The sequence below is a fragment of the Streptomyces sp. TG1A-8 genome, assembly GCF_030499535.1.
GTDB lineage: Bacteria > Actinomycetota > Actinomycetes > Streptomycetales > Streptomycetaceae > Streptomyces.
Genome location: NZ_JASTLB010000001.1, coordinates 1,399,565 through 1,419,310, shown reverse-complemented (window position 1 = coordinate 1,419,310; position 19,746 = coordinate 1,399,565). Strand labels below are relative to the sequence as shown.

Below are 19,746 nucleotides of genomic sequence, written 5' to 3'. Positions count from 1 at the left end.
CTCCCGGCGCCGGTGGCGCGGGCCGGTGGGCGGGCGCCGGGGGAGGTGCCGGGCGGGGAGGCCCGAAGTGGTGGCCCGCGGCACCCGGCCGGTACCGGCGGGGGCGGCTGCCGCTGCCGGCCGGGTACCGCGGGTTCCGCATCGGCGGGGAGCAGCCGGTGCGCGACACCGCCGGGACGGGGGCGGCGTCACCGCCCGGGGCGAGGGCCGCGCCCGCGCCGGGCGGACGGTTCGAGCACGACGCGGCCGTCCCGCCGGCCGCGCGGGTGGGACCCGTGCCGGTGGGGGGCCGCGTCGTCGTGGTTCACCCGAACCGGTGCGGGGAGTGGGGACAGCCCTTGGCGGCCAGTTCCTCGCCGCTGGAGGCCTGGATGTCGCAGAGGCGGCAGGTGATGTGGCCCAGGTCGCCCAGCAGGGCGGTGTAGGCGGTGAGTTCCTGGCGTTCGGGGCTGTCCAGGTGGCGGTGGGGTGCGCCCACGGAGAGGATCATGTGGTCGGTCACCGCGCCCACCGCGTGGGTGATGGCGCCTTCCACCATGTAGACCTGTCCGGGGCGGGTTTCCACGATCTCGCCGGCGACGGCGATGGTGCCGGTGCCGGCCAGGACGAACAGCAGGTGGTCGCCGGGGTGGGTGTGCGGGGCGAAGCCGCTGCCGGCGGGCACGTGCAGGATGTCGGCGCCGACGTGGCCGCTGGAGAGCAGGGAGTGGCCGGTGGCGTCGGCGGTCTTCGACACCCGGGTGGGGCCGGGGGCGACGTCGATGCCGAGCTGCTGGGTGGTGCCGTCCAGGCCGAGGTCGGTGGCCCAGTCGCAGATGAGCAGGGGGGCCCTGCGGGTGTCGCCGGGCTCGGCGGGGGGCCGGGCCGCGGAGGCCGCGGCGGCCTTGGACCGGCCCAGGACCGACAGCAGCTGCACCGCCTTGGCCTCCCGTTCGGCCGGGGCGAGGTTGTGCAGTTCCTCGGTCAGGACGTCGATGACCTGTTCGGTGGGCAGGCCGTTCATTGTCTCGGTCAAGGCGTTCCTTCCTTCACGGTCGTGGCAGTCGTGGTGTGGGCCGGCGAGGGCGTCCGGCACGCGCGGGACACGGCGTGCGCGGGTGCGCGCCCCGGCCCACCGTCATCAGCAGGAGCGCAGCAGCCGGGATGCGCCCGGTACCGCGGCGGGAAGAATCCGACTCGGCACGCGGGACACACTAGGGGCGGCGGGGGAATCGCCGGGGAATCGCGAGCAGGGCGGCGCAGTGCCCTCATTCCCGGCCGGTTACCGCTGAATTGCCCCGGCGATTGCGGCGCTGCTGTCGGGTCACGGGGGTCGTGCCGGTGCCCGGACCGCCGGTACACCGGATCCCGTCATTGCGGAAAAGGGGTTCTGCCGCAGACCGGAACGAGGCGCGCACGGGTTCGCGCACGGGCGCCGCACCACGCGCTGCCCGTACCGCGGCCCCGCTTCGAGCGGACAGTATAAATAAATCCCCCGGGGATATCCGGAAATCGAAGTGAGCCGGCAGGAGTGGCGTGTGGTTGCGCCGGCGGGACCCGCCGCCCGCGCCGCCGGAGAATTCGGTACGGGGGCGGGGGAGCCCGCGCGGTCGAGCGGCTTCACCGCCGCGCGGACCGGCTCACGGGGCCCCGCCACGCGCGGCGCCGCGACCGTGACGCAGGACGGAAGGGGGACACTCCCCGGCGGCCGGGGCGGGGGGCGCTGCCCGCCCGGTCACGGCCCGGTGCGGCGGGAGGAGCGGGAGCCGCTAGGTTCGACCCGGCCATGTGGGATTCCGTGAGACATGAGAGGGTCGGACGGGTGAGCGAGACACCACCGAACACCCTGCAATACCGCTTTGACGGGCCGGAGGAGGCCCCGGTTCTGATCCTGGGTCCCTCCCTCGGTACCACCTGGCACATGTGGGACCGGCAGGTCCCGGAGCTCACCAAGCAGTGGCGGGTCTTCCGGTTCGACCTGCCCGGCCACGGCGGCGCCCCCGCCCACCCGGCCGGTTCGGTCGGCGACCTGGCCGCCCGGCTGCTGGCCACCCTCAACGCGCTCGGCGTGCACCGCTTCGGCTACGCCGGGTGCGCGCTGGGCGGCGCGGTCGGCATCGAACTGGCCCTGCGCCACCCCGACCGGGTCGCCTCCCTCGCGCTGGTCGCCGCCTCGCCCCGGTTCGGCACCGCCGACGAGTTCCGCCAGCGCGGGGTGGTCGTCCGGACGAACGGGCTCGACCCCATCGCCCGGACCGCGCCGGACCGCTGGTTCACCGGCGGTTTCGCCGCCGCACAGCCCGCGATCACCGAGTGGGCCGTGCAGATGGTCCGCACCACCGACCCGGGCTGCTACATCGCCGCCTGCGAGGCCCTGGCCGGATTCGACGTGCGGCCCGAACTGGGCCGGGTCGGCGTGCCCACCCTCGTGCTGGTCGGCTCCGACGACCAGGTCACCGGCCCGGCCGAGGCCCGCACCCTGGTCGCGGGCATCCCGGACGCCCGCCTCGCGGTCGTCCCCGGCGCCTCCCACCTGGTGCCGGTCGAACAGCCCGCCGCCGTCACCGACCTGCTGGTGCGCCACTTCTCCACCGCCTGGCAGCAGCCCTACGACACCGGCCAGACCGCCCTGCCGGCCGCGCCGGTCGGTCCGGCCGCCGTCGTGCCGCCGCAGGTCGTGCCGATCGCCGAGATCGCCCCCGTGGCCGCGCCCCCGCAGCCGGCCGCCCCGGCCGACCGGTACGAGACCGGGCTGAAGATCCGCCGGGAGGTGCTGGGCGACGCGCACGTGGACCGGACGCTGGCACAGGCCGACGACTTCTCCGGCGACTTCCAGGACTTCCTCACCCGGTACGCCTGGGGCGAGATCTGGGCCCGGCCCGGCCTGGACCGGCGCACCCGCAGCTGCGTCGCGCTCACCGCGCTGGTCGCCGGCGGCCACCTGGAGGAGCTGGCCTCCCACACGCGCGCGGCCCTGCGCAACGGCCTGACCCCGGACGAGATCAGGGAGGTACTGCTGCAGACCGCCGTCCACTGCGGCGTGCCGGCCGCGAACAGCGCCTTCGGGGTGGCCCAGCGGGTCATCCGCGAGGAGACCACACCCGCCGAATGACACCCGGGCCTGCCGTGCCCGGCACACCCGCCGGGCAGGATGGGGAGACATGAAGCTCACGAAGAAGTCCCACGCCTGCGTCCGTCTGGAGAAGGACGGCCGGACCCTGGTCATCGACCCGGGAGGCTTCAGCGAGCGGGACGCCGCGCTCGGCGCGGAGGCGATCCTGGTCACGCACGAGCACCCGGACCACTTCGACGAGGGCCGGCTGCGCGCCGCCCTGGAGGCGGACCCGGCCGCCGCGGTCTGGACGCTGGGGTCGGTCGCCGAGCAACTGGCGGCGGCCTTCCCGGGCCGCGTGCACACCGTCGGCCACGGCGACACCTTCACCGCCGCCGGCTTCGACGTCGAGGTCCACGGCGAACTCCACGCGGTGATCCACCCGGACATCCCGCGCGTCACCAACGTCGGCTACCTCGTCGACGGCGGCAAGCTCTTCCACCCCGGCGACGCCCTCACGGTCCCCGAACGCCCGGTGGAGACCCTGATGCTCCCGGTGATGGCCCCCTGGAACAAGATCTCCGAGGTCATCGACTACGTCCGCGAAGTGCGGCCGCAGCGCGCCTACGACGTCCACGACGCCCTGCTCACCGACCTCGCCCGCCCGGTCTACGACCGGCAGATCGGCGCCCTGGGCGGAGCCGAGCACCTGCGGCTCGCCCCGGGTGCCTCCGCGGACCTGTGAGCGGGGCGGGCTGTCGGACCCGCCGGGTAGGTTGAGGGACATGCGCATCGCGACCTGGAACGTGAACTCGATCACCGCCCGCCTTCCGAGGCTGCTCGCCTGGCTGGAGAGCAGCGGCACGGACGTGCTCTGCCTCCAGGAGGCGAAGGTCGCCGAGGAGCAGTTCCCGTTCGACCAGCTGCGCGCAGCGGGCTACGAGGCGGCGGCCCACGCGACCGGCCGGTGGAACGGCGTGGCGGTGCTCTCCCGCGTCGGCATCGAGGACGTGGCCAGGGGCCTGCCCGGCGACCCGGGCTACGAGGGCGTGACCGAGCCGCGCGCCGTGGCGGCGACCTGCGGCCCGGTCCGCGTCTGGTCGGTGTACGTCCCCAACGGCCGCGAGGTCGGCCACCCGCACTACGCCTACAAGCTCCAGTGGTTCGAGGCGCTCCGGGCCGCCGTCGCGGCCGACGCGGCCGGCAGCCGCCCGTTCGCCGTGCTGGGCGACTACAACGTGGCGCCGACGGACGACGACGTCTTCGACGCGGCCGCCTTCGAGGGCTCCACCCACGTCACCCCCGCCGAGCGCGCCGCCCTCGCCGCCCTGCGCGGGACGGGCCTGTCCGACGTCGTCCCGCGGCCCCTGAAGTACGACCACCCCTTCACCTACTGGGACTACCGGCAGCTCGGTTTCCCGAAGAACCGCGGGATGCGCATCGACCTGGTGTACGGCAACGCGTCCTTCGCCGAGGCGGTCGGGGACGCCTACGTCGACCGCGAGGAGCGCAAGGGCAAGGGAGCCTCCGATCACGCGCCGGTGGTGGTCGACCTCGACGTGTGATGCCAGGCTGGTCCCATGAACATCCCGTTCCCGGGCCACCGGCGGAAGAAGAGCGGTGCCGCGGCGCTCCCCGCGGACCCGGAGGGGATCGCCGCGCTGCTGTCGGAGTGCGAACTGCTGCGCTCCCAGGCGGCCCGGTCGGGCGTCCGCCTGGACGACACACCGGCCTCCCTGGAGGCCCTGGACCAGCTGGTCCCGCGCTGGCGCGACGACGCGGAGACGCTGCCCCGGCTGGGCAACGACGCCGGGCTCTACCTGGGCACGGTCGTCGTGCGCACCGTCGCCGGCGCCGCCTGGCGGATCCGCTCCGACGGCGAACCCGTCGTACGCCTCGCGTCCGGCCGCGAGGTGGAGGTCGTCGTGTCCGGCCGGGAGTGGGCCGTGAGCGGCGCCCCCGAGCTGTCACAGCTGTACGCGCAGGTCGCCGGGGACTGACGTCCGGGCCCCGTCGGCCGTCCTCGCCCGCGTTCCTCCCCGCCCGCGCGGGGTCCCTCCATACGGGGGAGCTCATCGTGTCGAACCTCGACTACGCTGTGCCGTTCATCCCCGTGGTGATGGTGATCGCGCCGATCCGCATCGGGATGTGCACGCTGCTCTCGTGGTGCGCCGGCCGGGTGTCCCGCCGTGAGCAGCGCAGTCCCGGGGCCGGGGCCGTGGCGTCCGCCGCGGCCGGGCCCGGGGCGCTGCTGCCGGGTGGGGACCCCTCCCATGGCCCCGAAGCCCTTGGGGGAGCGGCAGTTCACACGGGCCAGGCTCGTCCGGCGGCAGCCGGAGATCACTGCTCGCGCAGCGGGACCGACACGCACCACGGGTCGTCCGACGGCGGGGAGGAGGTCAGCTGCGCGCCGGACGGGTTGTGCTCGCCGCACGGGCCCTCACGGGGCACCGGCGGAGGTCGCCTCCGGTGCCGGTGTCCGTGCCGGTCCCGTCACGTCCGCGACCAGCTCCACCACGTCCGGGCCGTACGCCTGCGAGTTGACCACCCGCAGCAGCAGCACGAAGGAGCCGCCGCGGTACTTCCGGGCCAGCCGCTCGTGCTCGCGGGCCAGGTAGCGGGTCGCGGCCTGGTTGGTGATCGCGCGCTGCCCGCAGAACAGGAACACCGGGCGGGCCTGGCGCGGCTCACCCGCGGTGAGCCGCGCCAGCAGCACGTACTCGCTGCGGCCGCCCTCCATGCGGTAGTCCCGCCCGCCGACGCGGAGGGCGCCTATGTCCGGGCCGCCCTCCGCGTCGACGTTCACCCGGACGCCCGGCAGCAGGGAGGACAGATGGGCCGCCATCCGGCGGTTCGAGGCCGGTCCGCCGAGGCAGAACTCCGTGCGCTCGCCGAATCCCTGCCGGGCGGCGTCGTGCGCCACGACCTGGACGTGCGCGTGGCAGTCCTTGATGAGGGCGGACAGCTCCAGCAGGGCGAACACGTCGTGCCGCATCACCGCCAGTTCCGGCCCGCCCACGTTGCGGTTGACCACCAGCAGCGACTCGGAGTGGTCCGGCAGCCCGAAGAACGCCTGCTTGCGCCGCAGCCTCCGGCGCCACAGGCAGGTGCGGGCCAGCCAGCCCAGGCTCGCGCTGACGCCGGTCGCCATGACGCCCAGGACGATGTTGCGCACGTCGTCGTTCATGGCCGCGCATGCTAGCGGGCCGAGGGGGAACCGTACGTACCGATGTTCGGTGTGTGACGTTCCTGTGGCGGGTGCCCGAGGCGTACTGCCGGGAACCGGGCAATCCGGCTACGCTGCGCGGACGGTTTCGACGGGAGGTACGGATGGGGCGCCCCGGGACGCGGAAACTGGCCGCTCTGGCGGTCTCGGCCGCCGTGGTGTCGGTGGGGGCGGCGGCGCCACCGGCCGCCACCGGTCCCTCGGGCCCCGCGGGTCCGGCGGTCGCGAAGGCCCCGGTGGCCGTCGGCTACGGCGGTGCCGTGGCCAGCGTCGACGCGGACGCCTCGGCCGCCGGCATCGAGGTGCTCAGGAAGGGCGGCAACGCGGTCGACGCGGCCGTCGCCACCGCCGCCGCGCTCGGCGTCACCGAGCCCTACTCCTCCGGCATCGGCGGAGGCGGCTACTTCGTCTACTACGACGCCGGGACCCGTACGGTGCACACCATCGACGGCCGCGAGACCGCCCCGCTCACCGCGCACTCCAACCTGTTCGTGGAGGACGGCAAGCCGCTCGCCTTCGCGGACGCGGTCAGCAGCGGACTGGGCGTCGGCACCCCGGGCACCCCCGCCACCTGGCAGACGGCGCTCGACGAGTGGGGCAGCAGGAGGCTCGGCACGCTCCTGAAGCCGGCCGAACGGATCGCCCGCGACGGTTTCACCGTGGACGACACCTTCCGCGCGCAGACCGCGTCCAACGAGGCCCGGTTCCGCTACTTCCCCGACACCGCGAAGCTGTTCCTGCCGGACGGCAGGCTCCCCGTGGTCGGCTCCACCTTCAAGAACCCCGACCTGGCCCGCACCTACGAGGAGCTGGCCAGGAAGGGCGTCGGCGCGGTCTACCGCGGCGACCTCGGCCGGGACATCGTCGCCACGGTCGACAAGCCCCCGGTGGACCGGGACTCGGGGTGGAACGCCCGGCCCGGCGAACTGTCCGCCAAGGACCTGGCCGTCTACCGTGCCAAGCTCCAGAGGCCCACGAAGACCTCGTACCGCGGCCTGGGCGTGTACTCCATCGCGCCCTCCTCCTCGGGCGGCACCACGGTCGGCGAGGCCCTCAACATCCTGGAGGACACCGACCTCTCCAGGGCGAGCGAGGTGCAGTACCTGCACCACTACATCGAGGCGAGCCGCATCGCCTTCGCCGACCGCGGGCGCTGGGTGGGCGACCCCGCCTTCGAGGACGTGCCGACCCGGCAGCTGCTCTCACAGGGATACGCCGACTCGCGCGCCTGCCTGATCAAGGACGACGCGGTCCTCACCAGCCCCCTCGCGCCCGGCGACCCGCGGCACCCGGCGGCCTCCTGCGGCACCGGTGGCACGGCGGCCCCGACGACGTACGAGGGGGAGAACACCACCCACCTGACGGTGGCCGACAAGTGGGGCAACGTCGTCGCCTACACGCTCACCATCGAGCAGACCGGCGGCAGCGGCATCACCGTCCCCGGCCGGGGCTTCCTGCTCAACAACGAGCTGACCGACTTCTCCTTCGCCCCGGCCAACCCGGCCGTGCACGACCCCAACCTGCCCGGGCCCGGCAAGCGCCCGCGCTCGTCCATCTCCCCGACGATCGTCCTCGACCGGCACGGCAAGCCGGTGGTGGCGCTCGGTTCACCCGGCGGCGCGACCATCGTGACCACCGTGCTGCAGACGCTGACCGGCTTCCTGGACCGGCACCTGCCGCTGGTCGACGCGATCGCCGCACCCCGGGCCAGCCAGCGCAACGCGGCCGCGACGGAACTCGAACCGGGCCTGTACGACAGCCCCCTGCGGGGCCGGCTGGAGGCCATCGGGCACAGCTTCACGCCGAATCCCGAGATCGGCGCGGCCACCGGCGTCCAGCGGCTGCCCGGCGGCAGGTGGCTGGCCGCCGCGGAGAAGGTGCGGCGCGGCGGCGGCTCGGCGATGGTGGTGGACCCGGCGCCGTAGCGGCGTGCTCCCTACAACTCCGGGCCGGGCGGCCGGGCTTCCCGCAGTTCCTGCGGGCCGGCCGGACCCTCCGCGGCCTGCGCGCCCCGCGTGCGGAAGTCCAGCCGCCCGTCCCGCACGTCCACCGTCACCCGGCCGCCCTCGGTGATCCGGCCGTCCAGCAGCAGCCGCGACAGCCGGTTGTCCACCTCCCGCTGGATGGTGCGGCGCAGCGGACGGGCGCCGTACTCCGGCTGGTGGCCGCGCTCGGCGAGCCAGTCCACGGCCGCGTCGGTGAACTCCACCGCGGCGCCCTGCCCGTCCAGCAGCCGCCGGGTGCGCTCCAGCAACAGGTTGGTGATCCGCCGCAGTTGTTCACCCGTCAACTGCCGGAACACGACGATCTCGTCGATCCGGTTCAGGAACTCCGGCCGGAAGTGCTCCCGCAGCGGCCTGAGGACCTGCTCGCGCCGCGCCTCCTCGTCGGCCCGGGCGCCGCCCGGCCCGAACCCGATCCCGGCCCCGCGCCGGGTGATGGCCTCCGAGCCGAGGTTGCTGGTCATCACGATGACCGTGTTGGCGAAGTCGACCGTACGGCCCTGGGAGTCGGTGAGCCGGCCGTCGTCCAGCACCTGCAGGAGGACGTTGAACACGTCCGGGTGCGCCTTCTCCACCTCGTCCAGCAGGAGCAGCGAGTACGGGTGCCTGCGCACCACCTCGGTGAGCTGACCGGCCTCCTCGTGACCGACGTACCCGGGCGGCGCGCCGACCAGCCGGGAGACGGTGTGCCGTTCCTGGTACTCGCTCATGTCGAGGCGGACCATGCGGTCCTCGCTGCCGAACAGGGCCTCGGCGAGCGCCCGGGCCAGCTCGGTCTTGCCGACGCCGGTCGGCCCCAGGAACAGGAAGCTGCCGATGGGCCGGTCGGGACTGGCGAGCCCGGCCCGCGAGCGCAGGACCGCCTCGGCGACCACGGCGACCGCTTCCTCCTGCCCGACCACCCGCCGGTGCAGGTGCTCCTCCAGACCGAGCAGCCGCTCCCTCTCCTCCTGGGTGAGCCGGCTGACCGGGATGCCGGTCAGCCGGGACACCACCCCGGCGACGGCCTCCGCCGTGACCTCCAGGTTCTGCCCCTCGTCGGCCCGGCCGTCCCCGCTCGCCTCCGCGATGCGCCGCTTCAGTTCGCCGATCCGGTCGCGCAGCCGGGTGGCCTGCTCGTAACTCTCGTCGGCGACCGCCTGGTCCTTGTCCCGGACCAGCTGCTCCACCTCGCGCTCCATCGCGCGGACGTCGGTGCCCTTCGTCCCGGCGCCCAGCCGCACCCGCGCGCCCGCCTGGTCGATCAGGTCGATCGCCTTGTCCGGCAGCCGCCGGTCGGTGAGGTAGCGGTCGGACAGCTCCACGGCGGCCACCAGCGCCTCGTCGGTGTAGCGGACCTGGTGGTGGGCCTCGTACCGGTCGCGCAGCCCACGCAGGATCTCGATCGTGTCCCCGGCGGTCGGCTCGGGCACCAGGACCGGCTGGAACCGGCGGGCCAGCGCCGCGTCCTTCTCGACGCGCCGGTACTCCTCCAGGGTGGTCGCGCCCACGATGTGCAGCTCGCCCCGGGCCAGCGCGGGCTTGAGGATGTTGCCCGCGTCCATCGTGCCGCCCTCGCCGCCCCCGCCGGCACCCACGACGGTGTGCAGCTCGTCGATGAAGACGACCAGCCGGTCCGAGTGCGCGCGGACTTCCTCCACGATGGTGTTCAGCCGCTCCTCGAAGTCACCCCGGTACCGGGTGCCCGCCACGACCCCGGTCAGGTCCAGGGCGACGACCCTGCGCCCGGCCAGCACGTCCGGCACGTCCCCGTCGGCGATCCGCTGCGCGAGTCCCTCGACGACCGCCGTCTTGCCGACGCCCGCGTCACCGATCAGCACCGGGTTGTTCTTCCCGCGCCGCGACAGCACCTCGATGGTCTGCTCGATCTCCTCCTCACGGCCGATCACCGGGTCCACCCGGCCCTGCCGGGCGAGCTCGGTCAGGTCACGGCCGTACTTGTCCAGGGTCGGCGTGGAGGTCGGCCGCTGCCGCTCCGTGCGCGTCTGGGCGGTCTCCGGGGCCTCGGACGGCAGGCCGTCCGCCCGGAACCGGGCCGCGTTCAGGATGTGGCCGGCCGCCGAGTCCGGGTTCGACGCCAGCGCGCTCAGCACGTGCTCCGGACCGATGTACCCGGTGCCGCTCGCCCGTGCCAGCTCGTGCGCGTCCAGCAGGGCGCGCTTGACGGCCGGGGTGAGCGACAGCGAGGTGGGCGCCGGCACCTGGCCCGGCGGCTGCTGGACGGGGCCCGCGCGGCCGTCGATCTCCGTCGCGAGGGAGTCCGGGTCCGCGCCCGCCCGGCTGAGCAGGCTCCGGGTGGGTTCGGCGGACAGGGCCGCGCGCAGCAGGTGCTGGGTGTCCAGGTCCCGGCTGCCGTGCTCGGCGGCGTACTGGGCGGCTCCCCTGACCAGCTCCCGGGCCGGCTGGCTGAGCAGGCGGCCGATGTCGATGTGCCGGGGGGCTCCGCCGGCCGCGCCGCCCCGGGCTCCGCCGAAGAAGCGGGCGAAAAACTCCCCGAAGGGATCCTCCGGGCCTATGTAACCGCTGGTCATCGTTTCGTTTCCTTCGCAGACGACGTGCGGAGCGGCCGGGTATCCCGGGAGCGGGTCCCCCATGCAACGACGGCGCGATCCATTACGGGGGCGTGTGCGCCCCGGGGCGGCGGACGGGACCGATACGGTTGCCGGCGGCCGCCGCCCCGGTCCCGTCCGCGGGGGCCCGCCGGGCGGTGCCGGGCAGGCGCAGGTCCGCGGGCGCGGGCGGCCCACGGTGAAGCCGGTCGCCGGGTCGGCGGCCCGGTCGTCCGGTTCGGCGCCGCGTGCACCGCGTCGATCGGCGGGGCCGTCCCCAGTCGCATCGCGCCAATTACTATACCGGTATTAGAATGGGTAGCATGGTGCGCACCCCCCTCACCCCCGAAGAGCACGAACGCGGTGAACGGCTCGGGCGGCTGCTGCGCGAGGCGCGCGGCGGCCGGAGCATGACCGAGATCGCGGCCGCGGCGGGCGTTTCGGCCGAGACCCTCCGCAAGATCGAGACCGGCCGTGCGCCGACGCCCGCCTTCTTCACGGTGGCCGCGCTCGCCGGGGCGCTCGGGCTGTCCATGGACGAACTGGTGACGCGGTGCGCGCCGGTGCCCGTCTGACGCGCCTGCGGGCGGTCACCGGCGTGTGCGGGAGCCGGGAGCGTGTGGTGCGTCCTCCGGACCCTGCCGAAAACCGTACGCGGCAGGCCCGTGACACGGCTGGTGTCGCCACGGACCGGAGTGCTGGCGGTCGGGCGGGAGTCGGCGGTGATCGTGGTTCGCGAACTCCCCGGCCGTGCCGGGGAGTTCGCGAACCACCCGGACGGCCTCCTGGCGCGCCTGGACCAGGGCGGCGCGCCCGCCGGGCACCGCACCCCGGGGGAGCGCCCGGTTCGCGGGAGCGGCCGCCCGCGGCACGACGGCCGACGTGCTGACGGCCGCCGGGAGGACCGGGGACGGGCGGCAGGTGCTGTGGCAGGGGGTGGCCCGGCCGCGCCCCAGGAGATCGGCGCCGCCGTGCTGGAGCTGGACGCGCGGGGCCGGGCGCGCGGGCTGCGGGCCCTGCTGGACGCCTGCGTCCGCGGCGGCACCCCGCAGGAGGCCGCGCGCAGCGCCGCGGCCGACCCGCACCGGATCGTCCCGCTCCTGCTGGAGGGGCCGCCCGCAACGTCTCCGGGGAGCGCCACCGGGACCTGGTGCACGCCCTGCGCGTCGCCGGCCTCACGCCCTGACCGGCCCCTCCCGGGTCCGGTCCGCCGCTCCTCCTAAGGGGTGCGAAACGCGATCGGCTCCGCGGGTTGCCGGCGATGGTCTTGGCAAGGGCCCCCACGGGGCCTACTTTCGTCCCTCTACGGGCCGTTTGCGCGGACGTAGCGCTCGGACGTCGCGTCGAAGGAGCAGCTCATGGCCAACGTCGTACGTGCCGCACTGGTCCAGGCCACCTGGACCGGCGACAGCGGGTCCATGGTGGCGAAGCACGAGGAGCACGCCCGTGAGGCGGCCCGGCGGGGTGCGCAGGTCATCGGGTTCCAGGAGGTCTTCAACGCCCCCTACTTCTGCCAGGTGCAGGAGCCGGAGCACTACCGCTGGGCCGAACCGGTGCCGGACGGGCCGACCGTGCGCAGGATGCGGGACCTCGCCCGCGAGACCGGCATGGTCGTCGTCGTACCGGTCTTCGAGGTCGAGCAGTCCGGCTTCTACTACAACACCGCCGCCGTGATCGACGCCGACGGCACCTACCTCGGCAAGTACCGCAAGCACCACATCCCGCAGGTCAGGGGCTTCTGGGAGAAGTACTACTTCAAACCCGGCAACCTGGGCTGGCCCGTCTTCGACACCGCCGTGGGCAAGGTCGGCGTCTACATCTGCTACGACCGCCACTTCCCGGAGGGCTGGCGCCAACTGGGCCTCAACGGCGCCCAGCTGGTCTACAACCCCTCCGCCACCCACCGCGGCCTGTCCGCCCACCTGTGGCAGCTGGAACAGCCCGCCGCGGCCGTCGCCAACGAGTACTTCGTCGCCGCCATCAACCGGGTGGGACGGGAGGAGTACGGGGACAACGACTTCTACGGCACGAGCTACTTCGTCGACCCGCGCGGACGGTTCGTCGGGGACGTCGCGAGCGACAGGGCGGAGGAACTCCTCGTCCGCGAGCTCGACTTCGGCCTCATCGAGGACGTGCGGCAGCAGTGGGCCTTCTACCGCGACCGCCGCCCCGACGCCTACGAAGGGCTGGTGCGGCCGTGAACGGCCTCCGCGCCCGCCACCGCCGCGTCCCGCCCGGCCGGCCCGCCCTCCACCACGGCGACCCGCCGGAGGCCGCCCACGGCGAGGGCCGGTACGTCCGGGGCGCGCGGCGCCGCACGCACCCCGGCTCCCTCGGCGGTCTCCCCGCCGCCACGACCGCGCACGCGCTGCCCGGGGCGACCGGGGCGGTCACCGGGCAGGCCGGCCGGATCATCCGCTCCCCGGCCCCCCACCTCAACCGGCCGGTGGTCGAACCCACCGAACCCACCCGGCCCATCGACCAGTCGAGCGGCGTTCCGGGCGCCCGGGCGTTCTTCACGGCCTCCGGCACCGGGGCCGGAGGCACCGCCCTGCTGCTCGCCACCGCCCACCGGCGCAGCAACACCGTGCGGGCCGCGCGCAACGGCCACCACGGCCGTTCCTCCCGCACGGCCGGCCCCACCGGCGACCGCGGCCGGTCCCAGGCCGCCGGCGGTTCCACCGCGACCGGGCCCCGGGGGCGTACAGGCCGCTGACGGCACCCCGGCCGGACCGTTCATCCTGGGAGAGAGGGACCATGAGCAGCCGTACCGTCATCCGCGGCGGCCTCGTCGTCACCGCGTCCGACGAGATCCACGCCGACGTCCTGGTCGAGGACGGCCGCATCGCCGCCCTCGCCGCCTCCGGCACACCCGCCGCCGGGGCGTTCACCGCCGACCGGGTCGTCGACGCCACCGGGAAGTACGTCATCCCGGGCGGCGTCGACGCCCACACGCACATGGAGATGCCGTTCGGCGGCACCCGCGCCGCCGACACCTTCGAGACCGGCACCCGGGCCGCCGCCTGGGGCGGCACCACCACGATCGTGGACTTCGCCGTCCAGAGCGCCGGCCGCACCCTGCGCGAGGGCCTGGACGCCTGGCACGCCAAGGCCGAGGGCAACTGCGCGATCGACTACGCCTTCCACATGATCGTCTCCGACGTCAACGCGGAGACGCTCAAGGAGATGGACCTGCTGGTCGAGGAGGGCGTGACCTCGTTCAAGCAGTTCATGGCCTACCCGGGGGTCTTCTACTCCGACGACGGGCAGATCCTGCGGGCCATGCAGCGCGCCGCCGGCAACGGCGGGCTGATCATGATGCACGCCGAGAACGGCATCGCCATCGACGTCCTGGTCGAGCAGGCACTCGCCCGCGGCGAGAGCGCCCCCCGCCACCACGGCGAGGTCCGCAAGGCCCTGCTGGAGGCCGAGGCCACCCACCGCGCCATCCGGCTCGCCCAGGTCGCCGGGGCCCCGCTGTACGTCGTGCACGTCTCGGCCGCGGAGGCGGTGGCCGAGCTGACGCGGGCCCGCGACGAGGGGCTGCACGTCTTCGGCGAGACCTGCCCGCAGTACCTGTTCCTGTCCGCCGACAACCTCGCCGAACCCGGTTTCGAGGGCGCGAAGTACGTGTGCAGCACCCCGCTCAGGCCGCGCGAGCACCAGGCGGCCCTGTGGAGGGGCCTGCGCACCGACGACCTCCAGGTGGTCTCCACCGACCACTGCCCCTTCTGCTTCGCGGGCCAGAAGGAACTGGGCCGCGGCGACTTCTCCAGGATCCCCAACGGCGTGCCGGGCGTCGAGAACCGCATGGACCTGCTGCACCAGGCCGTCGTCGACGGACACATCTCCCGCCGCCGCTGGATCGAGATCGCCTGTGCCGCCCCGGCCCGCATGTTCGGCCTGTACCCGAAGAAGGGCACCATCGCCCCCGGCGCCGACGCCGACGTCGTGATCTACGACCCGCACGCCGAGCAGGTCATGTCCGCCGGGACCCACCACATGAACGTCGACTACTCGGCGTACGAGGGCAAGCGGGTCACCGGCCGGGTCGAGACGGTCCTCTCGCGCGGCGAGACCGTCGTCGACCGGCGGCGGTACACCGGACGCGCCGGGCACGGCGTCTTCACCCCGCGCTCCACCTGCCAGTACCTCGCCTAGGAGGGGCGCCCATGGACTTCGGACTCGTCCTGCAGACCGACCCGCCGGCCTCCCGTGTCGTCAGCCTGATGAAGCGCGCCGAGCGCAACGGCTTCACGTACGGCTGGACCTTCGACTCCGCCGTGCTGTGGCAGGAGCCGTTCGTGATCTACAGCCAGATCCTCGCCCACACCACCAGGCTCAAGGTCGGCTCGATGGTCACCAACCCGGGCACCCGCACCTGGGAGGTCACCGCCTCCGCCTTCGCCACCCTGAACGACATGTTCGGAAACCGCACGGTGTGCGGCATCGGCCGCGGCGACTCCGCGATGCGCGTCGCGGGCCGCAGACCCCACACCCTCGCGCGGATCAGCGAGGCGATGAAGGTCATCCGCGCCCTCGGCCGGGGCGAGGAGGCCGACCTCGGCGGCACGGTGATCAGGTTCCCGTGGATCGCCCCGGGCGCCGAACTGCCCGTCTGGATGGCCGCGTACGGGCCGAAGGCGCTGAAGACGGCCGGTGAGGAGGCCGACGGGTTCATCCTCCAGCTGGCCGACCCGTACCTGACCGAGTACATGGTGAAGGCCGTCAAGGACGCGGCCGTCGCCGCCGGCCGGGACCCGTCCGAGGTCACCGTCTGCGTGGCCGCCCCCGCCTACGTCACCGAGGACGACTCGCCCGGGGCGCTCGCCCACGCCCGCGAGCAGTGCCGCTGGTTCGGCGGCATGGTCGGCAACCACGTCGCCGACCTGGTCGCCCGGTACGGCGAGCACTCCGCGCGGATCCCCGGCGAACTCACCGCCTACGTCAAGGCCCGCCAGGGCTACGACTACGCCCACCACGGACGCAGCGGCAACCCCGACACCCGGTTCGTGCCCGACGAGATCGTCGACCGGTTCTGCGTCGTCGGACCGGCCGAACGGCACATCGAGAAGCTGACCGCCCTGCGCGAACTGGGCGTCGACCAGTTCGCGGTGTACGACATGCACGACGCCCAGGAAGCCACCATCGACGCCTACGGCGCCGAGGTCATCCCGGCCGTCGACGTCTGACCCAGGCCCGTCCGGCCGCCCCGTCGCCCTCTCCACGGCCACGGCCGGGCGGTGGGCCCCGGCACCCCGCCGGCGCCCTGCCCGGCGCCGACGCTCCCGGCCGGGAGCCGGCGGACCGCCGCGGTGCGGCCCGCGGCCCGGCCGGGCGGTCAGCCGGACCGGCCGTCCCGCAGCGCGGCCACCGCGGCCCTGGCGGCCCGGATGGCGCCCTTGTTGACCTCGTCCGTGCCCGGCGCCCTCTTCGTCTCGAAGTCGCTGCCGTTGTAGGTGACGACCACCAGGGCGTTGGAGACGCGGGCCACGACCGTGCCCTCGCGGGTCTGCTGCCCGTCCTCGGTGGTGAGGTTCACGACCGAGTAGGCGCTGTCCCCGAGCCCCGGGACGGTCCCTCCGCCGCTCTTGCCGGTGACCGTCTGCTCGTACTCCTTCGCCGCCTGCCGGTCGGAGGCGGTGACCTCGAAGGAGACGTCGAGCCAGCGGTAGTCGTAGCCCTTGAGCGCGTTCCAGGAGCAGGTGCGGCGCAGCTCGGTGTCCGTCGAGGGGATCTCCTTGCCCGCCGTCCTCGCCCCCGGTACCAAGGACTTGACCGCCGCCGCGGGCACGCTCGCGCAGGGCGCGGGCGCGGTGGTGTAGGTCTTGGGCTCCGCGGCGGGGGAGGAGGGCGCGGAGTCCGGGCGGGCGGGCGTGCTCGACCCGGGCGGGTGGCCGGCGGCGGACGACGGCGCGGCCGGGCCCGACGACAGCATCCAGCCGGCGCAGGCCAGCACGGCGACCGGGGTCAGACGCGCGGTGAGGGCGAGCGGCAGAGGAAGGGAACGCACGGCGCACTTCTCGGGGGAGAGGGGGGTACGGAAGGGGTCCGCGGGGGAGGGCGGGGACGACAGTGTCACACGACTCCCTGTGCGGGGGAAGGGGCAGCCCGCTGCGTCCCCGGCCGGTGACCCGGGCCCACCGGCACCGTGCCGCACGTCCCCCCGTGCCCGGTCGGGGCGTGCGGTGCGCACGGCCGTCAGGGCACCCGGGCCGTCCGGGCGGGGGAGCCGAACCTGGCGCGGGCCAGCTCCTGCGCGCGCCGGCTCCTGCCCGGTCACCGCGCCGTCCGTGAGGCCGTACCGGCCCCGGAACGGGTCGGCCGTCCGCTCGACGAGGGTCTCGCGGGACAGGCCGGTCTGCCGGCACAGCGGGTCCACCCGCTTCCGCGCGCTCCCCGTTCCCCGCCGACCGGGACGACAGCGCAGGTGGCCGCGGTGCTCCCGCCCCGGGGGCGGGAACCGCAGCCGTCCGCCGCGGTGCGAACCGGGTCGCCGGTCCCGCGCAGACACCCCCCGGCCTCCACCGCGCGGCGGCGTGGGGCCGGGGAGTCCCGCGGTCCGGTGCGGGCGGCCCGCGCCGTGTCCCCCGAACGGTTCCGTGAAGTCGCCGCGGTCACGGGCCGCCGCTTAACGTCGGAGCAGTGGCCCCCTCCCGCCGGTGGGGCCGGACGCGCCATGGCGCCAGGAGGCTTCCGTGCTGCCCACCAACGCACTGGCCGCTCCCCCGGGGAGGGGGGAGTTCACCGGGACCCTGACCTACACGGTCGGCGAGTACAACATGATCCAGTACGCCCTGGCGGCGGCTGCCTTCGCCCTCCTCTCGGGGTTCGTCTACGCGCTCTCCACCCGCAACGACGTCTCCCCCCGCTACCGGGGCGCCGGCATCGCCAGCGCCCTTCTCCAGGCCGTCGCCTTCCTGGCCTACGTCGCGCTGTTCGTCAGCTGGCAGACCTCCTTCACCCTGCGCGGTGGCCGGTACGTGCCCACCGGCACCTCCGCCTTCGCCGGCGGACTGCGGTACGCCGACTGGAGCGTGACCGTCCCCCTGCTCGCGGTGGAGCTGCTGGCCGTGTGCGCGGTCGCCGGCAAGAAGCTGTTCGCCCTCCGCGCCGTGGCCGTCGCCTCGGCCTTCTTGATGATCGTGACCGGCTTCCTCGGCGCGGAGGTCCTCGACGCGGGCAACCGTGTGCTGTGGCTGGTCGTGTGGGCCGCCGTCAGCACGGTGTTCTTCCTCGTCCTCTACGCCGCGCTGGGCAAGGCCGTCCTGGACAGCGCCGGGGAGCTGCCCCCCGGCACCTTCGCCACCCTCAGGCGGGCGACGATCATGCAGTTCTCCGTCTTCGGCGCCTATCCGCTGATCTACCTGATCCAGCAGTCCGTGGGGGCCGGTTCCCACCTGGTCGCCTGGGCGCTCGTCACCCAGCTCGGCCTCTGCGCCGCCGACGTCACCGCCAAGGTCGCTTTCGGTGCCATGATCCACAAGGTGGCGAAGATGCGTACCGCCGAAGACGTGCGCTCCGGAACCGAGACCCACCCCGAGGAGGTGTGGATCTCCTCGGTCAAGCAGGCCGACGCGTGGCCGCCGGTGGCCGCGGCCCTGACCGGGCACGGCGCCCACCCGGCACCCGTGCGGGTGTCCGACGGCAACGGGCACCCGAGGTCCTGACACGCCCATGCGTCCCCTCCCGCAGGGCGGCCGGGCGGCCGGGCGCCCCCTCCGCTGGGCGGGGCGCGTCTCCGTCGCGGCGGTCCTGTGCGTCCTCGCCGTGCAGTGCGTCCGCCCGGCCCTGTGGGACGACCACGCGTCCACGGTCTTCGCCGCCGGCCTCGCGGCCGGGGTGCCCCACGGTGCCGTCGACCACCTGGTCCCCGCCTGGTGCCGGGCGCACGCGGCGGACCGCGGCCGGCAGGCCCTCCTCCTGCTGGCCTACGCCGGTGCCGCCGCAGCCGCCTTCGCCTGCGCCCTGTGGGCCCCGGCCCCCGCGCTGTGCGCGTTCCTGGCCCTGTCGGCGCTGCACTTCGGCCGCGGGGAGACGCACGCGAACGCCCTGCGCGCGGGAGGCACCCGCCCACCGGGCCCGGCACTGTGCGCGCTCGCCTACGGCGCGGTCGTCACGGTGCTGCCGCTGGCACGGCACCCGCACGCCGTGCGGGGCCTCGTCGCCGCCCTGACCCCCGGGGCCCCCTGGCTGCTGGCCGCCCCGGTCACCGCGGCGGCGACCGCCTTGACGGCCGCCGCCGCGGTGACCGCGTGTGCCCTGCTGCTGCGCCACCGCCGCCACCACGACGCCGCCGAACTGCTCCTGCTGGCCGTCCTGTTCTGGACGGTCCACCCCTTGGTGGCGTTCGCCGCCTATTTCGCCGCCTGGCACTCCGTGCGGCACATCGCACGCCTGCTCCTGGCCGACCCGGCCAACCGCCCCGCCCTGTGCGCCGGGCACCTGGGTCCGCCCCTGCGCCGCTTCCACCGCCGGGCGGCCCTCCCCACCGCCGTGGTCCTGGCCGCCTCCGTCGCCGCGGCCCGCCTGGGCGAGCCGCACCGTCACGCCCTGGCCGCCGCCGGGGTGGCCGTCCTCGCGGCGCTGACCCTTCCCCACCACCTCGTCGTCGCGCTCCTCGACCGGCACGAGGCGCGCGGACCCGCGCCCGGCGACCGGGCCGCCCGGCCGGCCGGGACGAGCACCCGCGCCTGACCCGGGTCCGGGGCCGGGTCCGGGTCAGGGCCCAGGCCCGAGTCCGGGTCCGAGCACTGCGGGGCCCACCGCTTAGACCACCCCGTGCCCGCGCGTCCGCGACCCGTCGGGGACCACCGGATCCGCCCGTGACGCCGGCCCGGCACCCGGGCGGGGGCCGGGACGGCCGGTCGCGTCACGGGCGGGGACGCGGCCCGGGAGTGCCGGAGGACCGGCCCGGGGGAGGGGCGACCGGTCCGG

16 protein-coding genes and 2 pseudogenes are annotated in these 19,746 nt (G+C 74.8%); 14 read left to right on the top strand and 4 right to left on the bottom strand.

The features are described from left to right. Positions 1-304 precede the first annotated feature (304 nt). Positions 305-1,015, bottom strand: coding sequence for a cupin domain-containing protein (locus QQY24_RS05820; protein WP_301971585.1), 711 nt, complete (start codon positions 1,013-1,015; stop codon positions 305-307). A 786-nt stretch (positions 1,016-1,801) separates the two neighbouring features. Here QQY24_RS05820 and pcaC point away from each other — a divergent pair. The 5 genes and pseudogenes from pcaC to QQY24_RS05795 all read left to right on the top strand — a co-directional run. Then, positions 1,802-3,091 carry a 4-carboxymuconolactone decarboxylase gene (gene pcaC / locus QQY24_RS05815; RefSeq protein WP_301971584.1) on the top strand — a complete coding sequence of 430 codons (1,290 nt, stop codon included), beginning with the start codon at positions 1,802-1,804 and terminating at the stop codon, positions 3,089-3,091. 49 nt (positions 3,092-3,140) lie between these two features. Beyond that, complete coding sequence (locus QQY24_RS05810; RefSeq protein ID WP_301971583.1) at positions 3,141-3,776, top strand: MBL fold metallo-hydrolase; 636 nt, start codon at positions 3,141-3,143, stop codon at positions 3,774-3,776. A gap of 40 nt (positions 3,777-3,816) precedes the next feature. After that, the gene (locus tag QQY24_RS05805; protein ID WP_301971582.1) at positions 3,817-4,596 is read left to right on the top strand and encodes an exodeoxyribonuclease III; all 780 of its coding nucleotides are present in this window, start codon (positions 3,817-3,819) and stop codon (positions 4,594-4,596) included. A gap of 15 nt (positions 4,597-4,611) precedes the next feature. Next, positions 4,612-5,031, top strand: a complete 420-nt coding sequence (locus QQY24_RS05800; protein ID WP_301971581.1) for a DUF6278 family protein — start codon at positions 4,612-4,614, stop codon at positions 5,029-5,031. 56 nt (positions 5,032-5,087) lie between these two features. Further along, a pseudogene (locus tag QQY24_RS05795) lies at positions 5,088-5,294 on the top strand (amino acid ABC transporter permease); the annotation flags it as partial. Between the two features lie 177 nt (positions 5,295-5,471). Here QQY24_RS05795 and QQY24_RS05790 read toward each other — a convergent pair. Further along, positions 5,472-6,218 carry a hypothetical protein gene (locus QQY24_RS05790; RefSeq protein WP_301971580.1) on the bottom strand — a complete coding sequence of 249 codons (747 nt, stop codon included), beginning with the start codon at positions 6,216-6,218 and terminating at the stop codon, positions 5,472-5,474. A 143-nt stretch (positions 6,219-6,361) separates the two neighbouring features. On the opposite strand from QQY24_RS05790, the gene ggt reads away from it, so the two are divergent. After that, positions 6,362-8,182: a gamma-glutamyltransferase gene (gene ggt / locus QQY24_RS05785; protein WP_301971579.1), complete on the top strand. Its 1,821-nt coding sequence runs from the start codon at positions 6,362-6,364 to the stop codon at positions 8,180-8,182. 11 nt (positions 8,183-8,193) lie between these two features. On the opposite strand, the gene QQY24_RS05780 is transcribed toward ggt, so the two are convergent. Beyond that, positions 8,194-10,791, bottom strand: coding sequence for an ATP-dependent Clp protease ATP-binding subunit (locus QQY24_RS05780; protein ID WP_301971578.1), 2,598 nt, complete (start codon positions 10,789-10,791; stop codon positions 8,194-8,196). A gap of 341 nt (positions 10,792-11,132) precedes the next feature. Between QQY24_RS05780 and QQY24_RS05775 the strand changes: the two genes are divergently transcribed. From QQY24_RS05775 to QQY24_RS05750, 6 genes and pseudogenes are all read left to right on the top strand, one after another. Next, positions 11,133-11,384: a helix-turn-helix domain-containing protein gene (locus QQY24_RS05775; protein WP_301971577.1), complete on the top strand. Its 252-nt coding sequence runs from the start codon at positions 11,133-11,135 to the stop codon at positions 11,382-11,384. 301 nt (positions 11,385-11,685) lie between these two features. Beyond that, positions 11,686-11,995, top strand: a pseudogene (locus QQY24_RS05770) (hypothetical protein); the annotation flags it as partial. Between the two features lie 172 nt (positions 11,996-12,167). Beyond that, the gene (locus tag QQY24_RS05765) at positions 12,168-13,010 is read left to right on the top strand and encodes a nitrilase-related carbon-nitrogen hydrolase (protein ID WP_301971576.1); all 843 of its coding nucleotides are present in this window, start codon (positions 12,168-12,170) and stop codon (positions 13,008-13,010) included. Further along, entirely contained in the window at positions 13,007-13,525 is a 519-nt protein-coding gene (locus QQY24_RS05760; RefSeq protein WP_301971575.1) for a hypothetical protein, read from the top strand. The genes QQY24_RS05765 and QQY24_RS05760 overlap by 4 nt, the downstream gene beginning before the upstream one ends. A 41-nt stretch (positions 13,526-13,566) precedes the next feature. Continuing rightward, complete coding sequence (hydA, locus tag QQY24_RS05755) at positions 13,567-14,970, top strand: dihydropyrimidinase (protein WP_301971574.1); 1,404 nt, start codon at positions 13,567-13,569, stop codon at positions 14,968-14,970. Positions 14,971-14,981: 11 nt separating this feature from the next. Continuing rightward, the gene (locus QQY24_RS05750; protein ID WP_301971573.1) at positions 14,982-16,001 is read left to right on the top strand and encodes a TIGR03842 family LLM class F420-dependent oxidoreductase; all 1,020 of its coding nucleotides are present in this window, start codon (positions 14,982-14,984) and stop codon (positions 15,999-16,001) included. Positions 16,002-16,150: 149 nt separating this feature from the next. On the opposite strand, the gene QQY24_RS05745 is transcribed toward QQY24_RS05750, so the two are convergent. Then, complete coding sequence (locus QQY24_RS05745) at positions 16,151-16,822, bottom strand: hypothetical protein (protein ID WP_301971572.1); 672 nt, start codon at positions 16,820-16,822, stop codon at positions 16,151-16,153. Positions 16,823-17,507: 685 nt separating this feature from the next. Here QQY24_RS05745 and QQY24_RS05740 point away from each other — a divergent pair. Then, positions 17,508-18,479: a bacteriorhodopsin gene (locus tag QQY24_RS05740; RefSeq protein WP_301971571.1), complete on the top strand. Its 972-nt coding sequence runs from the start codon at positions 17,508-17,510 to the stop codon at positions 18,477-18,479. A 7-nt stretch (positions 18,480-18,486) separates the two neighbouring features. Next, positions 18,487-19,506, top strand: coding sequence for a Brp/Blh family beta-carotene 15,15'-dioxygenase (locus QQY24_RS05735; protein ID WP_301971570.1), 1,020 nt, complete (start codon positions 18,487-18,489; stop codon positions 19,504-19,506). Positions 19,507-19,746: the final 240 nt, after the last annotated feature.

Bases quoted from the DNA above. Each gene is read 5' to 3' on its own strand.
- QQY24_RS05810 (WP_301971583.1), top strand. From the start codon at position 3,141: ATGAAGCTCACGAAGAAGTCCCACGCCTGCGTCCGTCTGGAGAAGGAC.
- QQY24_RS05805 (WP_301971582.1), top strand. From the start codon at position 3,817: ATGCGCATCGCGACCTGGAACGTGAACTCGATCACCGCCCGCCTTCCG.
- QQY24_RS05800 (WP_301971581.1), top strand. From the start codon at position 4,612: ATGAACATCCCGTTCCCGGGCCACCGGCGGAAGAAGAGCGGTGCCGCG.
- QQY24_RS05790 (WP_301971580.1), bottom strand. From the start codon at position 6,218: ATGAACGACGACGTGCGCAACATCGTCCTGGGCGTCATGGCGACCGGC.
- ggt (WP_301971579.1), top strand. From the start codon at position 6,362: ATGGGGCGCCCCGGGACGCGGAAACTGGCCGCTCTGGCGGTCTCGGCC.
- QQY24_RS05780 (WP_301971578.1), bottom strand. From the start codon at position 10,791: ATGACCAGCGGTTACATAGGCCCGGAGGATCCCTTCGGGGAGTTTTTC.
- QQY24_RS05775 (WP_301971577.1), top strand. From the start codon at position 11,133: ATGGTGCGCACCCCCCTCACCCCCGAAGAGCACGAACGCGGTGAACGG.
- QQY24_RS05765 (WP_301971576.1), top strand. From the start codon at position 12,168: ATGGCCAACGTCGTACGTGCCGCACTGGTCCAGGCCACCTGGACCGGC.
- hydA (WP_301971574.1), top strand. From the start codon at position 13,567: ATGAGCAGCCGTACCGTCATCCGCGGCGGCCTCGTCGTCACCGCGTCC.
- QQY24_RS05750 (WP_301971573.1), top strand. From the start codon at position 14,982: ATGGACTTCGGACTCGTCCTGCAGACCGACCCGCCGGCCTCCCGTGTC.
- QQY24_RS05735 (WP_301971570.1), top strand. From the start codon at position 18,487: ATGCGTCCCCTCCCGCAGGGCGGCCGGGCGGCCGGGCGCCCCCTCCGC.